Source organism: Roseateles flavus (genome assembly GCF_039872765.1).
GTDB lineage: Bacteria > Pseudomonadota > Gammaproteobacteria > Burkholderiales > Burkholderiaceae_C > Roseateles_B > Roseateles_B flavus.
Window position 1 is genome coordinate 983,654 of record NZ_JBDPZC010000001.1, and the last position, 14,357, is coordinate 998,010.

The following is a 14,357-nucleotide window of genomic DNA, read 5'->3' on the forward strand; positions in this document are numbered from 1 at the left end:
GACCCGGCCATGAGCAGCACGCCTGAACAACGCAAGGCCAACCGCCGCCTGGGCCTGATCCTGGCCTCGGTCGCGATCGCCTTCATGGTCGGCTTCATGGTCAAGATGACCTGGCTGGGACGCTGAGGCCCCCATGAGCGACAAACGCTGGCAACTCGCTGACCTCCTGCGCCGGGACAACCGGCTCATGATGGGCAAGCTGCTGGTCGTCGTCGCGCTCATGTCGGGCTTCGGCTATGCCCTGGTGCCGGTCTATCGCGCGGTCTGCACGGCGCTGGGCATCAATGTGCTCACGCTGGCGGAAGGCACGCACGCGGTGCGCGCCGAGGACGTGAAGAACACCCAGGTGGACTACAGCCGCAGCATCGAGATCGAGTTCGATGCCAACGCCCGCGGCCCCTGGGACTTCAAGCCCGCGACGAACCACCTGACCGTGCATCCGGGCGAGCTCACCACCGTCATGTACGAGTTCCGCAATGTGCAGGACCGGACCATGTCGGCCCAGGCCATCCCCAGCTACGCCCCCAAGCAGGCGACGTCCCATTTCAAGAAGCTCGAGTGCTTCTGCTTCAACGAATACACCCTCGCTCCCGGCGAGGTGAAGCAGTGGCCGGTGGTCTTCTATGTGGACCCCAAGCTGCCCAGGGACGTCAAGACGATCACCCTGTCCTACACCTTCTTCGAGGTGACGGGCAAGGACGTTGGCAAGGACGCCGCCAAGAAGCAGGCCGCCGCTCCCGCCCAGGAGCGCAAGCTGTGAGCAAGGCCGGCCAGGATCTGAAGGAGGCGGCCGCCCGCAAGGGCAGCTTCCTGGGCACCGTCAAGGCGGTGGCCTGGTCCTTCATCGGCATCCGCAAGGGTGCTGGCTATGACAAGGATGTGGCGCAACTGAACCCGGTGCATGTGATCATTGCCGGCGTCATTGCGGCCGCTGTATTCGTGGTCAGCCTCGTGCTGCTGGTCCAGTGGGTGATCGGCAGCGGCGTGGCTGGCTCCTAGTGTTGAGTTGAATTGAGTCGTTAGAAGATCGAGGAGATCATCAATGTCGGCAGCGACCTCCCAGGGGAGCACCCCCTACTACTTCGTGCCGGGCCCTTCGCGGCATCCGGTGATGGCCGCCATCGGCCTGTTCTTCGTGATCCTGGGCGCCGGCCAGTGGATCAATGACCACCAGTGGGGCGCCTATTCGCTGGCCTTCGGCCTGCTGTGGTGGGCCTTCGTGCTGAAGCAGTGGTTCGGCGACGCCATCCGTGAAAGCGAAGGCGGCCTCTACAGCGACCGCATCGACGTCTCCTTCCGCTGGAGCATGAGCTGGTTCATCTTCTCGGAGGTGATGTTCTTCGCCGCCTTCTTCGGTGCGCTGTACTGGGCTCGCGTGCATTCGGTGCCGGCCCTGGGCAGCCTGGAGAACCAGCTGCTGTGGCCCGACTTCAAGGCTCTGTGGCCCAGCGTCGCCGCTGGCGCCACCGCCGCGCCGGCCGGCACGGTGGAGGCCTTCACCACCATGGGCCCCTGGCCCCTGCCCACGATCAACACGGCCCTGCTGCTGACCTCGGGTGTGACCCTGACCATCGCCCACCACGCGCTGATCGCCGGCAACCGCGCCAAGACCATCGCCTTCATGTGGATCACGGTGCTGCTGGGCATCACCTTCCTGTGCGTGCAGGGCTACGAGTACTCGCATGCCTACCATGAGCTGAACCTCAAGCTCAGCTCGGGCATCTACGGCTCGACCTTCTTCATGCTGACCGGCTTCCACGGCTTCCACGTCTTCGTGGGCATGCTCATGCTGCTGTTCATCACGCTGCGCCTGCAGAAGGGCCACTTCACCAGCGATCGCCACTTCGGCTTCGAAGGCGCCGCCTGGTACTGGCACTTCGTGGACGTGGTGTGGCTGGGCCTGTACGTGGTCGTCTACTGGATGTGATCGTCCACGCGCGGTGCCGCGGCACCGCGTGCCATGGCCCTGCCGAGCGGCCATGAAAAAGCGCCGCATGCCGCGGCGCTTTGTCTTTGAGGGCCGCACCCCGCGAGCAGGCCCCAGCCTGCGGCAGGTGTCGCGCCGGCCGGGCTCAGTGCCCCATGGGCACGCCGGTGGGCTTGATCCAGCCCATCTGGTAGCTCAGCAGGATGACGAGGAACAGGGCGATGGACACGCCCACCCGCACGGCCAGGGCCCGCGCCATCTGCGGCCCCTGCTTCTTGCGGTCGCCGCCCCGGCGCAGCATGAAAAGGCCGGCCGCAGCCAATGCGCCGAGAATGGCCACGAAGCCGAGCAAGATGATGGTTTTCATGGTCGCCGATTATTTCACCCGCCCCGCACAAAACACCCCGGCATGAACACGAGTTCCCCCGCCGACCGCAAGCGCCGCTGGCTGCTGCCGCTGACCCTGGTCGGCGTCGCGCTGACGGCCGGCCTCTGCGCCTGGCAGCTGGACCGCGCCGGGCAGAAGCGTGCGCTGGAAGCGGCCATCTCGCAGCGCGCCCAGGCGCCTGCCCTGGACGCCGCCGGCCTGGCCGCCGTGGGTGAGCAGGGGCTGCACCGGCGCGTCCGCCTGCAGGGCCAGTGGCTGGCGCAGCACAGTGTCTGGCTGGAGAACCGGCCCATGGACGGCCGTGTGGGCTTCTTCCTCGTGACGCCGCTGCGCCTGAGCGGCCGCCCCGAGGTCGTGCTGGTCCAGCGAGGCTGGGCCCCGCGCGATGTGGCCGACCGCAGCCGCCTGCCGACGCTGCCCCCCGAGGCCGGCGAGACCGTGATCGAAGGCCGCATGGCCGCTTCGCCCTCGCGGCTGTATCAGCTGGGCGAGGCAGGGGCGGGGCGCATCCGGCAGAATCTGGACCCGGCCGCCTTCGCCCGCGAGACCGGCCTGCCCCTGCTGCCCCTGACCGTGCTGCAGACGGCGCATGAAGGGGCGACGCCCGGCCTGTTGCGCGACTGGCCGGCACCGGCGGTCGATATCCACAAGCACTACGGCTATGCCGCGCAATGGGCCGCGCTTTCGGTCCTTCAACTGGGTTTGTATGTCTGGTTCCAAGTCCTCCGCCCCCGACGCTCCCGCTGAGCTCCGCACCGAGATGCAGGCCGCGGCCGGGGACGACAGCCCGCTGTCCTTCACCGTCCACAGCCAGCCGCAGGCGAGTGAGCTCGCCGCGCTGGCCCAGCAGCAGCGCACCCGCGCGGGCCGCCTGCGCATGCTGGGCGTGGTGGCCGTCTGCGCGGCGCCGGTGATCGCCTCCTACTTCAGCTTCTATGTGCTGAAGCTGCAGGGCCGGGCCTATTCCGACCTCATCACGCCCACCGTCGACCTGCCCGTCGGCCTGAGCCTGCAGGACCTGGACGGCAAGCCGGTCAGCGCCGAGACGCTCAAGGGCCAGTGGCTGCTGACCGTGGTGCAGCCCAGCCGCTGCGACGCGCAGTGCGACCGCCTCATGTTCGCCCAGCGCCAGCTGCGCGAGATGCAGGGCAAGGAGCGCGACAAGTTCGACAAGCTCTGGCTGATCCCCGACCAGGAGCCGGTCTCGGCCGAGCTGCGCGCGCTGATCTCGCAGGGCACGCCTGTCACCGCTTTGCGCGTGCCGGCCGATCAGCTGCAGGCCTGGCTGAAGCCTGCGCCCGGGCACCAGCTCAACGAGCACCTGTTCCTGATCGACCCGGTGGGCCGCTGGATGATGCGCTCGCCCGCCCAGCTGGATCCCTCCAAGTTCAAGAAGGACCTGGACCGCCTGGTCAAGGCCAATGCCGGCTGGGACCGGCCCGGCCGCTGAAGGGCATCACCGTGATCGGATTCGACTTCAGCCCCCTGCTGCAGATGCTGGCCATGGCCACGCTGCTGGGTGGCCTGCCGCTGGCCTGGGCCTGGCGCCGCGGCCGTGGGGCACCGCACCGCGAGCGCCTGCGCCTGCTGACGGTGCTGGCCATGACGCTCACCTTCGAGCTCATCCTCTTCGGCGCCTTCACCCGCCTGACCGATTCCGGCCTGGGCTGCCCGGACTGGCCGGGCTGCTACGGCCACGCCTCGCCCCTGGGGGCCCACGGTGACATCCAGCAGGCCCAGACGGCCATGCCCACCGGCCCGGTCACGCACGGCAAGGCCTGGGTGGAGATGCTGCACCGCTACTTCGCCAGCGCCGTCGGGTTCCTGATCCTCGTCACCGCCGTGCTGCACACCCGTTGGCGGCGCGAGCCCGGCATGCCGTCGCCGGCCTGGTCGTGGCTGAGCCTGGCCTGGGTGCTGGTGCAGGGCCTCTTCGGCGCCCTCACCGTGACCATGAAGCTCTTCCCCGCCATCGTCACCCTGCACCTGCTGCTGGCCCTGGGCCTGCTGATGCTGCTGGGCTGGCAGGCGCAACGGCTGGGTGACCGCGTGCTGCTGGTGGGCGAGGGGCTGCGGCGCGGTCTGGTGCTGGTACTGGCGATCGTGCTCATGCAGGTCGCCCTGGGCGGCTGGGTCAGCACCAACTATGCCGTGCTGGCTTGCGACGAATTTCCCACCTGCCAGGGCGGCTGGTGGCCGGCCATGGACTTCGCGCGCGGCTTCACGCTGTGGCGCGAGCTGGGCCTGCACCACGACGGCAGCGTGCTGCCCTTCGAGGCCCTGGTGGCCATCCACTGGACGCACCGGCTCTTTGCGCTGTGCGCGACGGGCGCGGTCCTGCTGCTGGCCTGGCGCCTGCAGGTGGCCGGCCTGGGCCGCTGGGCCTGGCGCCTGCTTCTCATCCTGCTGTGGCAGCTGCTCAGCGGCCTCAGCAACGTCGTGCTGGACTGGCCTCTGGTGGCCGCCCTGGCGCACACTGGCGGCGCCGCAGCGCTGCTGCTTTGCCTCACCCTGCTGCGTGCCCGCACGCAGCCCCTGACCCTGAACGCCTGACATGGCCGCAACGCTCGCATCCACCGCCTCGCTCTCCCGCTGGCAGCAGTACTACCAGCTCACCAAGCCCCGCGTGGTGCAGCTGATCGTCTTCTGTGCCGTGATCGGCATGGCCCTGGCCATCCCCGGCTGGCCTAGCCCCGCGCAATGGGGCGCCATCGCCGCCGGCACCCTGGGCATCTGGCTGGTGGCCGGCGCCGCCGCCGCCTTCAACTGCCTCATCGAGCAGCACATCGACGCCAAGATGAAGCGCACCGCCTGGCGCCCGACCGCCAAGGGCGAGCTGAGCCGGCCGCAGACCCTGCTGTTCTCCGCCGTGCTGTGCGGCCTGGGCATGGCGCTGCTGGCCTGGGGCGCCAATGTGCTGACCATGTGGCTGACCTTCGCCACCTTCGTGGGCTACGCCATCATCTACACGGTGATCCTCAAGCCCATGACGCCGCAGAACATCGTCATCGGTGGGGCCTCGGGTGCCATGCCGCCGGTGCTGGGCTGGGCCGCGGTGACGGGGGAGGTGGGGCCGGAGTCCCTGGTGCTGTGCCTGATCATCTTCCTCTGGACGCCGCCGCACTTCTGGGCCCTGGCGCTGTACCGCGCCGAGGACTACGCCCGCGCCGGCCTGCCCATGCTGCCGGTCACCCATGGCAGCGACTTCACCCGCCTGCAGATCGTGCTCTACACCTGGATCCTGTTTGCGGCCACCTTGCTGCCCTTCCTGATCGGCATGAGCGGCTGGGTCTATCTGGCCAGCGCCCTGATCCTGGGTTTCTTGTTCTGCCTCCATGGCTGGCAGCTCTGGCGCGAGTACTCTGAGGCCCTCGCGCGCAAGACCTTCCGTTTCTCCATCCTGCACCTGTCCCTGCTGTTCGGGGCCCTGCTGGTGGACCACTACCTTCTGCCTCTGATGGCCTGACACCATGATCAAGAAACGTGCACTGCTGCTCCTGGGGACGCTGGGCCTGGGCCTGGCCCTGTCGGGTTGCGACCTCTACCAATCCAGCAAGAGCAGCTTCAAGGGCGTGGACCTCACCGGGGCCAAGTACGCCCGCGAGCTGCAGCTGCCCGACATCGACGGCCGCAGCCGCAGCCTGGCCGACTTCAAGGGCCGGGTGGTGGTGGTCTTCTTCGGCTTCACGCAGTGCCCGGACGTCTGCCCGACCACCATGGCCGAGCTCTCCCAGGTGAAGAAGATGCTGGGCAAGGATGGGGACAAGGTCCAGGGCGTCTTCGTGACGGTGGACCCCGACCGCGACACCCCCGAGCTGCTCAAGGCCTACCTGGGCAGCTTCGACCCCAGCTTCGTGGCCCTGCGCGGCACGCCCGAGCAGCTCAAGGCGGCGGCGCAGGAGTTCAAGGTCTACTACGCCAAGGTGCCCGGCAAGACGCCCGAGACCTACACCATGGACCACACCGCGGCCAGCTTCATCTTCGACACCGAAGGCCGCATCCGCGTCTTCTCCCGCTATGGCAGCGGGGCCGAGGCGCTGAGTCAGGACATCATGACGTTGCTTGCCGAAGCCAAGCGCTGAGTCCGGAGGCGCCTGGCGCGCTCATGGACCGCCCGGCAGACGTTCGTGAGCGTGGCCGGCCGCTGGGCTGCTTGGCCATGGAACCGATGGGGCCGTGGGCGACTGCTGGCGGCCATGAACGGTCGGCCACGAAGTGCGGCTTTCGTACAAGCGATCTGCAATCGAATGGCGAAGCACGGCACACTCGCACGCCATGGCGCAGCTACATGTCAAACGAAGCGCTGGTGCTCATGGACTCGCAGCCTACCGCGAGAAGCTGGTAGCACCTGCTGGTTGTGACTCGGCTCTCATGGCGACCGACGGAACGATGCCGTTGGCTTCAGCGCTGGGGTGACTTGGAGCTACTCCCTTGTCCCGGTCGCGGCGCCTTCGTCTGGCGTTGTCGCCGTAGACCTTGGCCTCGCGCTTACGCCTCGGGCTCGCCAGCCGGTGCTGAAGACGTCGTCGCAGGACGGCGGACGTCCCAGAACTTGTGGTTCATCTTGCTTTCCATGTCGTAGATGACTCCTCGAAGTTCATCGGCCTTGGCCTTGGATATCTGGCCTGAGCGCTCCTGCCTCTTGATTGTCTCCAGCCAATGGGTTCGTTCATGGAAACGCTGGCGGTTGAGCTTGAGGCCTTCCACTGTCAGCTTCGTAGTGATGTCGATCAGTGCCGGATACTTAAGGCATAAGTCGATAGCCGGCCGCACTTGCTCGGTGATGTCCTCCCAGTCGGGTTTGCCAGCCGCGCCATCGGCCAGCTTGTCGAAATGCGCCGGCGCGATCACATAGTCGTTGGGGATACCGACACTGGTGAGGCCACAATGGACATAGACCTTACGCACCAACTCCGAGCAGTAGGCGAAGCTCTTGGCAGACCGTTTTGCCGGCAGCACCTTGTACGGCTGCGCGAGGTAGTAGGCGCAGGCCAGCATCATGGCGTCGGTGTCCCGCACCTTGCTGCACCGGATCACGCGCCAATCGTCCCGCGCGTTCTTCAGGAGCGCCGCAATCGTGCGATTGGAGACGCCCACTTTGGGCATGGCGTCGACACAGAGGAAGTCGGTGTGGATCAAGGCGACGTGGCTTGACCGCGCATGGTCATAGAGTTTCTTCTGCAGATCCACGAGCGCAATCGAGGCCGGATTTGTCATCAGGATCAAGTCCCCTGGCCTGAGTAGGCCATCGACCGCACCTAGTTCCTGCATGAAGGCGTTGGGCTCCTGCCGGACCATGGCCCGGTGCAGCTCGAACTGCTCTTCGGGTACACCCGCAGCCCGGGCCGACATGTCAAGCACGGCATCCGGCATGGCCCGCAGTTCGTCGATGATTTTCTTGGCGCCCTCGTCCGTGGCCCCCTGCCGCAGCACCTGCGACAGAGCTCCCGTACGAACAGCCGGATTCACTTTGTCCTTGTTGTCGTCCACTTCATGTCCTCCCATGGTTTCTGCCCAGCGTATCGCCCGGCTCAGCACATGGGCAGGGGCATCGCGCCGATGAACGTACAAAGCGCGAAAGAAGTGCCGGAATCCTCACTTTTTAGCGACGGCCCCGCTCTTGATCCCGGCGGCCTCGTGTGAGCCTTCGACTACGGCAACTTAGCTTAAGCATTGAGCGACGGCTTTGAGGCGCCACGCCTTCCGAAGTGACGGTCTGGTCTGGGTCGAAAGCAGCCAAGCTCGCCCATACTGCCTATGCAAAAGGCCCCTCGCGAGGGGCCTTGTCGTTGGCGGGGAGGGGCTGGAGATCAGGCCGCTTCCGTCAGCGCCTTCTTCATCTTCTTCATCGCGGCCACTTCGATCTGGCGGATGCGCTCGGCGCTGACGCCGTACTCGGCGGCCAGCTCGTGCAGGGTCATGCCGCCGGAGGCGTCGTCGTTGACCTTGAGCCAGCGCTCTTCCACGATGCGGCGGCTGCGGTCATCCAGCACCGCGAGGGCGCGGGTGATGCCGTCGCCGGCCATGGAGTCGCGGCCACGGGCTTCCAGCACGCGGGTGGGCTCTTGGCTGTCGTCGGCCAGGTAGGCGATGGGGGCGAAGCTTTCGCCGTCGTCGTCGGTCTGGGGCTCCAGGGCGACGTCACCGCCGGCCAGGCGCGTTTCCATCTCCAGGACTTCCTCGCGCTTGACGTTGAGCTCGCGCGCCACGTGCTCGATCTCGGCCTCGCTGAGGCTGGCGCGCTGCACCTGGCCGTCCGCCGCCTCGCCCTTCAGGCTGTGCTTCATGGAGCGCAGGTTGAAGAAGAGCTTGCGCTGGGCCTTGGTGGTCGCCACCTTGACCATGCGCCAGTTGCGCAGGATGTACTCGTGGATCTCGGCCTTGATCCAGTGCATGGCATAGGACACCAGGCGCACGCCCTGCTCGGGGTCGTAGCGCTTGACGGCCTTCATCAGGCCCACATTGCCTTCCTGGATCAGGTCGCCCTGCGGCAGGCCGTAGCCCAGGTACTGGCGGGAGATGGAGACGACCAGACGCAGGTGCGAGAGCACCAGGCGGCCGGCGGCTTCCAGGTCGCCCTGCTCCCGCAGGCGGCGGGCGAAGCCCTGCTCTTCCTCGGGGGTGAGCAGGGGCATGCGGTTCACGGCGGAGATATACGCGTCCAGATTGCCCAGCGACGGGAGCAGGGCCCAGGGATCGCGAACAGTCAGTGCTTGGTTGGACATGGATGGTTCTCGCTTTCGGTGAAGCCTTTATCAGCTTCGACCCATTCATATTAGCACTCAAATGCGAGGAGTGCTAATCGTCGAGAAAAATCCCCAAGTACTTGATTTATATCGGTTTTGCTCAGTCCATCAGCCCGAAGTCCGGGCTGGCGATCATGGCTTCGATGTCCAGGAGGATCAGCATGCGCTCATGGATGGTGCCCAGGCCGGTCACGAAGCGGGTGTCGATGGAAGAGCCAACCTCGGGGGCCGGGCGGATGGCCGAGCGGGCCATCTCCAGCACATCGGACACTGAGTCCACCACCATGCCCACCACGCGGCCCACCACGTTGAGCACGATGACCACGGTGAAGGCATTGGTCTCGGCCTCGCAGCCCAGGCGGATGCGCATGTCCACGATGGGCACGATCACGCCGCGCAGGTTGACCACGCCCTTCACGAAGCTCGGCGAGTGGGCGATGCGGGTCGGGGCCTCGTAGGAGCGGATCTCCTGGACCTTGAGGATGTCTATTCCGTACTCCTCCGCGCCGATGCGGAAGGTCAGGAACTGCAGGGCGGCAGCCGGGCTGTCGGTTTCCACCAGGGCGGTGCCGGTGGCGGGGGCGAGTTCGGTCGAAGTCATGGACGGTGTTCTCGGGACGATGCGGGCGCGGGCGCCCTTCACCGGCTATTGTGCACAGGCCGCCCGGACCTCCGCCAATGGAAATGCCCTGTGGTGCGACGCAATGCGCGCTCCGAGCTGCCGCATCCACACCGGCCCTCAGCGGGCGGTGCCGTCGTCGAACAGGGCGTCCAGCTGTGCCAGCAGGGTCTGCAGGTCCAGGGGCTTGGTGAGATAGGCCTGCACCCCCAGGGCCTGGGCGGCCGCCTGCTGCTCGGGCAGGGCATTGGCGGAGACGATCAGCACCGGCAGGTCCGCCAGCCCGGGCTCCTGGCGGAGCTGGCGAAGGACGTCCAGGCCGTCCATGTCCGGCAGCTGCATGTCCAGCAGGAGCAGGTCGGGGCGCCGGCTGCGCAGGGCCTGCAGGCCGCTGCGGCCGTCGGCGCGCAGCTCGCAATGCAGGGAAGGGCGTTGGGCCAGCATGGCCAGCATCAGCTCGGCATTGACCGGGTTGTCCTCGATGTACAGCAGCTCGCCGCGGCGGGCATAGCTGCGCCGCGCGATGCCGGGCAGCTCATGGACGGCGGCCTGCGGCCCCTCCGCGGCCGGCAGGCGCAGCACGAAGCAGGCGCCGCTGCTGCCGCCCTCGCTGCCGCCGTTGTCGGGCTTGCTGCCGCCGCGTGCCGCGGGCTCGAAGTCCAGGCTGCCGCCCATCAGCTCCGCCAGCCGGCGCGAGATCACGAGGCCGATGCCCGTGCCCTCGATGCGGCCGTTCTCCTGGCCCAGGCGGTTGAAGGGCTGGAAGAGCTGGGCCTGCTGGGCGGGCGTGAGCCCCGGCCCCTGGTCCTGCACGCGGATCTCGATCTGGCCTCCCGCCACGGCCTCGCTGCTGACACGCACCTCGCCGCCCTGCCTGTTGTACTTGATCGCATTGCTCAGCAGATTGCTCAGCACCTGCTTCAGGCGCGTCGCGTCGGCCTGCACCCAGCGTGCGCCGGCCGCCAGGCGCAACTCGATGCGCACGCCCTGCCGCTGCCACTGGGCCTGCAGCAGCGCCGACACCTCCTGCAGCTGCGCCGGCAGGTCCTGCCGGTCGAGGCTCAGGCGCATGGCGCCGCTCTCGATGCGGGAGAGGTCCAGGGTGTCGTTGATCATCTCCAGCAGATGCCAGCCGGCCTGCTGGATCTGGTGGGTCCATTCGTTCTGGCGCGGCGACAGGGGCGGCTGGCCCTCCAGGCTCAGCAGCTGGGCAAAGCCCAGCATGGCATTGAGCGGCGTGCGCAACTCATGGCTCATGCGGGAGAGGAACTCGTTCTTCGCGGCGCTGGCGGCCTCGGCGGCTTCGCGGGCCCGCTCCAGGTCGCGCAGGCGGCGCTGGTCTCCGATGTCCTCGACCACGCCCAGCAGACTGTAGGGCTGGCCATCCTCGTCGCGCAGCACGCTGACCAGCGCGCGCACTTCCACCACGCTGCCGCCGCGGTGCAGGTAGCGCTTGATGCGCTGGTAGCTGCTGAACTCGCCGCGCAGGAGGGCCTGGCCCATGCGCTTGTCCTGCTCGCGGTCCTCGGGGTGGGTGAGGTCCAGGGTGCGGCGGCCCAGCAGCGTGGCCAGGGGGTAGCCCACCATTTCGCAGAAGCGCGGATTGGCCTCGCGCACGGCACCGTCCAGCTCGGTGAAGACGATGCCGATGGGGGCGTGCTCGAAGATGTTGCTGAAGCGGCGCTCACGATCCTTCAGCGCGGCGGTGGCACGCTCGCGTTCGGCGATCTCATGGCGCAGCGCCGCCGTGCGGTCGCGCACCAGGGCCTGGACGGTGCTGGTGCGGCCGGTCACGCTCAGCAGCAGAGCGCCTAGCAGGGCCGTGCTGAACAGGGCCACGACGACGAAAGGCAGGCTGCTGGCACTGGCGATCGTGCCGAGGTCGTTGCGCGGCATGTAGGCGGCGAGCGTCCAGTGACGGCCGGCGAAATCGATCTGAATCTCTCGCTGCGGCAGGTCGGCCCGGCGCCCGATGCAGCCCGGTGCGCCGGCCAGCTGGCGCGCCGCGCCGTCGCCGCGGTCCAGCAGGCACAGCAGCAGGCCCTTGGGCGACTGCGGGACCTGGGCCAGCAGCAGGTCGGGCCGCACGGTGGAGAAGACAACGCCAGCCGGTGCCCGGTCCGCCGGCGCCATCACGGGGCGAACCGCGCGATAGACCACCACGCCCTGCGTCGGCTGCTCGTACTGGCTGAGCATGAAGGCGGCGCTGGCCACGGGCTTGTGGCCCTGCAGCGCCGCGAGCAGGGCCTCGCGGGCATGGGGGATGCTCAGCACATTGGTGCCCAGCGCCGCGCGGTTGAGCTGCTGGGGCTCGATATGGCGTATCACCACCATGGCCTCGTCGGCAGGAGGCCGGACGTCGCCGCGGCGCTGGCGGTCGCGGCTGCGGAAGTCCGGCAGACCGTCCTGAACGGCCGCCTGGTCCAGCGAGGCGGCCTCGCGGCGCTCGACGCGGGCGGCAAAGCCCAGTGCGCTCACGGTGTCATCGATCCAGGGGCCGGCCACCTGACGGAAGGTCTGCTGGCTCATGCCGGGAGCCTGCTCCAGCTGCAGGGCCAGGGCCTGGACCGGCACCAGGGGCTGGAGGATGGCCTGCCTGCCGGTGGCGAGCAGGCCGTCGGCCTCGCGCTCGAAGGCATTGCGGGCCGCGTCGTAGTTCCAGGACTGGACCAACTGGGTGCCGTAGGACATCAGGACCGTGGCCAGCAGCAGGGGCAGGGCGACATTGAGCCGCCGCGGCGCCCAGATCGCGTGCGGCCGACCGATCAGGCACAGCAGGATGGGCGCACCGATCAGCACGCCCAGCACGTCGCCCATCCACCAGGACAGCCAGCTGTCCAGGGTCTGGTCCGGTGCCAGCGCGCCGCCGCTGCGCAGGGTCAGCGTCGCCACCGTGGCGCTGATCAGCCCGGCCACGCCGGCGCCGAGCACATTGAAGCGCAGCAGGTCCCAGGGATCGACCAGCACCAGGGTGCCGGGCAGCACACGGCGGACCAGCAGAGTGCCGGCCATGGCCTGCAGCATGGCGCCCAGGCCGATCATGCTGGAACTCATCCAGGACATCTGCCCCCGCTCCTCCCCCAGCACCAGGTTGAGCAGCAACGAGCCCAGCAGCACGCCCGGGCTCACCCGCAGCCCCCAGCACAGCAGGGCCGCCAGCGCCAGGCCGGCCGAGGGGAAGAGGGGGATGGCGTAGTTGGGCGCCATGGCCAGCTTCAGGCTCAGCAGGCCCACGCCGGCATAGCCCAGGGTGAGGGCCAGGATGCGCCACAAGGTCTGCTGCAGTGCGCGGAAACGCTCGTTGGATGTCATGGTGGAAGCCGCCTGCCGCTGGGCAGGCTCAGCCCGCCTCCTGGTGCTGAAGGTCCTGGAGGATGGCGCCGAGCGCCTCCGCCACGAACCGGGTCCGCGGCAGCTCGGCGGCACGCCGATGGGCCACGAGGAAGAGCTCGGCCTGGACCGTCGGCCCGGGCGACAGCGCCAGCCGGACCAGGCCCTGTGTCAGGGCGTGCGCATGCGGCGCGACCGCCAGGACCATGGCGCCCACGCCCGCTCGGCAGGCGGCCAGCTGGACCAGGTAGTCGTCCGAGCTGAAGACGGGGCGGAAGTCAGGGATGGCGGCGGCCAGCGCCTGGTTGACCGGCAGGTGCTCGTAGGGCGGGGCCCAGACGATCCAGTCGACCTGCTCGGGCCGCGGCCGCTCCGGCAACTGGCGGGCATAGTCCGGGCTGGCGTAGGCGGCCAGGGGACAGCGCAGTTCGGCCAGGGTCAGCAGCTCGGCGGAATTGGGGCGCTCCAGGCGCAGCGAGAGCTCCGCCTCGCCGCGCGCCAGGCTGAGGGTCTCCACCCCCGCCAGCACCTCCAGCTGCAGTCCGGGTGCCGACTGGCGCAAGTGCCCGGCGAGCGGGGCCAGCAGCTCGAAGGCGGGCCCCGGCGCCGCCGCGATGCGGACCTTGCCCTCGAGACGGTGCGTCGGCCGCATCAGGCGGATTTCGGCCTCCTGGGCCCACTCGGCCATGCGCTGGGCGGCCGGCAGCAGGCGTTCGCCGGCCGCCGTGAGCTCGCAGCCCTGTGCGCGGCGCGTCACCAGGGGCTCGCCCACGCTGAGTTCCATGTCCGCCAGGCGGCGGCTGACGGTGGCCTGCCCCAGCTGCAGGCTGCGCGCGGCCTGGCTCACGCTGCCGCCTTCCGCCACGGCCAGGAACAGGCGGACATCGTCCCAACTCAGGGGCCTGCTAGGCATCGGCGCTTCCAGAAATGGATGGATCCATGCGAATTTAGCGCATTGTCATGTTCAAAACCGGATGGGGCCATGCACCCCATCGGCCCTCTGGAGTCCCCGTGATGCCCCGCACACTTTCCGCCCTCCGGCTCCCTTGCCCGTGTTCACCCGCCTGCCGGTCCGCCAGCCCGTCCACCCGGGCCGGGCGGTCGGGCCCGGGCACCGCATGGGAGGCCGGGCCTCACAGCACCGAGCACGCCTTGCGGCCGCCCAGCGCGCCATGAGCCGGCGCACGCACCTTGCCTGTCTGCTGGCCATGCCGCTGCCGATGCTCCCCCCGCCGCCTGCTGCACCGGGCGGGGGCAGCCGCTGCCTGCCGATCCGGACCATGCGCCCATTGCCTTACAGGAAGCTGTGCTGCTGGGCGGCAGCCTGCAGAGACTTCTGATCCGCGG

The 14,357-nt window shown here is 68.6% G+C and carries 15 protein-coding genes; 9 read left to right on the forward strand and 6 right to left on the reverse strand.

The window, feature by feature from the left end; translation table 11 throughout:
* Positions 1-9: 9 nt before the first annotated feature.
* The 4 genes from ABDJ40_RS04390 to ABDJ40_RS04405 are packed head-to-tail and all read left to right on the forward strand — an operon-like array spanning position 10 to position 1,927.
* Positions 10-126, forward strand: coding sequence for a cytochrome oxidase small assembly protein (locus tag ABDJ40_RS04390; protein ID WP_220800631.1), 117 nt, complete (start codon positions 10-12; stop codon positions 124-126).
* A gap of 7 nt (positions 127-133) precedes the next feature.
* A complete protein-coding gene (locus tag ABDJ40_RS04395) occupies positions 134-760 on the forward strand; it encodes a cytochrome c oxidase assembly protein (RefSeq protein WP_347606539.1) in 627 nt (208 codons plus the stop codon).
* Complete coding sequence (locus ABDJ40_RS04400; RefSeq protein ID WP_269631651.1) at positions 757-999, forward strand: DUF2970 domain-containing protein; 243 nt, start codon at positions 757-759, stop codon at positions 997-999. The genes ABDJ40_RS04395 and ABDJ40_RS04400 overlap by 4 nt, the downstream gene beginning before the upstream one ends.
* A 43-nt stretch (positions 1,000-1,042) precedes the next feature.
* Positions 1,043-1,927: a cytochrome c oxidase subunit 3 gene (locus tag ABDJ40_RS04405; protein ID WP_269631650.1), complete on the forward strand. Its 885-nt coding sequence runs from the start codon at positions 1,043-1,045 to the stop codon at positions 1,925-1,927.
* Between the two features lie 145 nt (positions 1,928-2,072).
* Here ABDJ40_RS04405 and ABDJ40_RS04410 read toward each other — a convergent pair whose 3' ends face one another.
* A complete protein-coding gene (locus ABDJ40_RS04410) occupies positions 2,073-2,294 on the reverse strand; it encodes a DUF2909 domain-containing protein (protein ID WP_269631649.1) in 222 nt (73 codons plus the stop codon).
* A gap of 42 nt (positions 2,295-2,336) precedes the next feature.
* Between ABDJ40_RS04410 and ABDJ40_RS04415 the strand changes: the two genes are divergently transcribed.
* From ABDJ40_RS04415 to ABDJ40_RS04435, 5 genes are read left to right on the forward strand one after another with little or no spacing between them, the layout of a single operon-like run.
* Positions 2,337-3,062, forward strand: a complete 726-nt coding sequence (locus tag ABDJ40_RS04415; protein ID WP_347606544.1) for an SURF1 family protein — start codon at positions 2,337-2,339, stop codon at positions 3,060-3,062.
* Positions 3,022-3,765, forward strand: coding sequence for an SCO family protein (locus tag ABDJ40_RS04420; protein ID WP_347606547.1), 744 nt, complete (start codon positions 3,022-3,024; stop codon positions 3,763-3,765). Before ABDJ40_RS04415 ends, ABDJ40_RS04420 begins: the two co-directional genes overlap by 41 nt.
* Before the next feature lie 11 nt (positions 3,766-3,776).
* A complete protein-coding gene (locus tag ABDJ40_RS04425; protein ID WP_347606550.1) occupies positions 3,777-4,868 on the forward strand; it encodes a COX15/CtaA family protein in 1,092 nt (363 codons plus the stop codon).
* 1 nt (position 4,869) lies between these two features.
* Positions 4,870-5,781 carry a heme o synthase gene (gene cyoE, locus ABDJ40_RS04430; RefSeq protein WP_347606553.1) on the forward strand — a complete coding sequence of 304 codons (912 nt, stop codon included), beginning with the start codon at positions 4,870-4,872 and terminating at the stop codon, positions 5,779-5,781.
* A 4-nt stretch (positions 5,782-5,785) separates the two neighbouring features.
* Positions 5,786-6,397, forward strand: a complete 612-nt coding sequence (locus ABDJ40_RS04435; RefSeq protein ID WP_347606556.1) for an SCO family protein — start codon at positions 5,786-5,788, stop codon at positions 6,395-6,397.
* A 406-nt stretch (positions 6,398-6,803) separates the two neighbouring features.
* Here ABDJ40_RS04435 and ABDJ40_RS04440 read toward each other — a convergent pair whose 3' ends face one another.
* The 5 genes from ABDJ40_RS04440 to ABDJ40_RS04460 form a co-directional block, all read right to left on the reverse strand.
* A complete protein-coding gene (locus ABDJ40_RS04440; RefSeq protein ID WP_347606559.1) occupies positions 6,804-7,805 on the reverse strand; it encodes a hypothetical protein in 1,002 nt (333 codons plus the stop codon).
* 320 nt (positions 7,806-8,125) lie between these two features.
* On the reverse strand, positions 8,126-9,040 hold the full coding sequence (gene rpoH / locus ABDJ40_RS04445; RefSeq protein WP_183105371.1) for an RNA polymerase sigma factor RpoH: 915 nt from the start codon (positions 9,038-9,040) through the stop codon (positions 8,126-8,128).
* A 121-nt stretch (positions 9,041-9,161) separates the two neighbouring features.
* Positions 9,162-9,662: a chemotaxis protein CheW gene (locus ABDJ40_RS04450; RefSeq protein ID WP_269631643.1), complete on the reverse strand. Its 501-nt coding sequence runs from the start codon at positions 9,660-9,662 to the stop codon at positions 9,162-9,164.
* Positions 9,663-9,800: 138 nt separating this feature from the next.
* On the reverse strand, positions 9,801-12,992 hold the full coding sequence (locus ABDJ40_RS04455) for an ATP-binding protein (RefSeq protein WP_347606563.1): 3,192 nt from the start codon (positions 12,990-12,992) through the stop codon (positions 9,801-9,803).
* A 28-nt stretch (positions 12,993-13,020) separates the two neighbouring features.
* Entirely contained in the window at positions 13,021-13,923 is a 903-nt protein-coding gene (locus ABDJ40_RS04460) for a LysR family transcriptional regulator (RefSeq protein WP_347606566.1), read from the reverse strand.
* Positions 13,924-14,357: the final 434 nt, after the last annotated feature.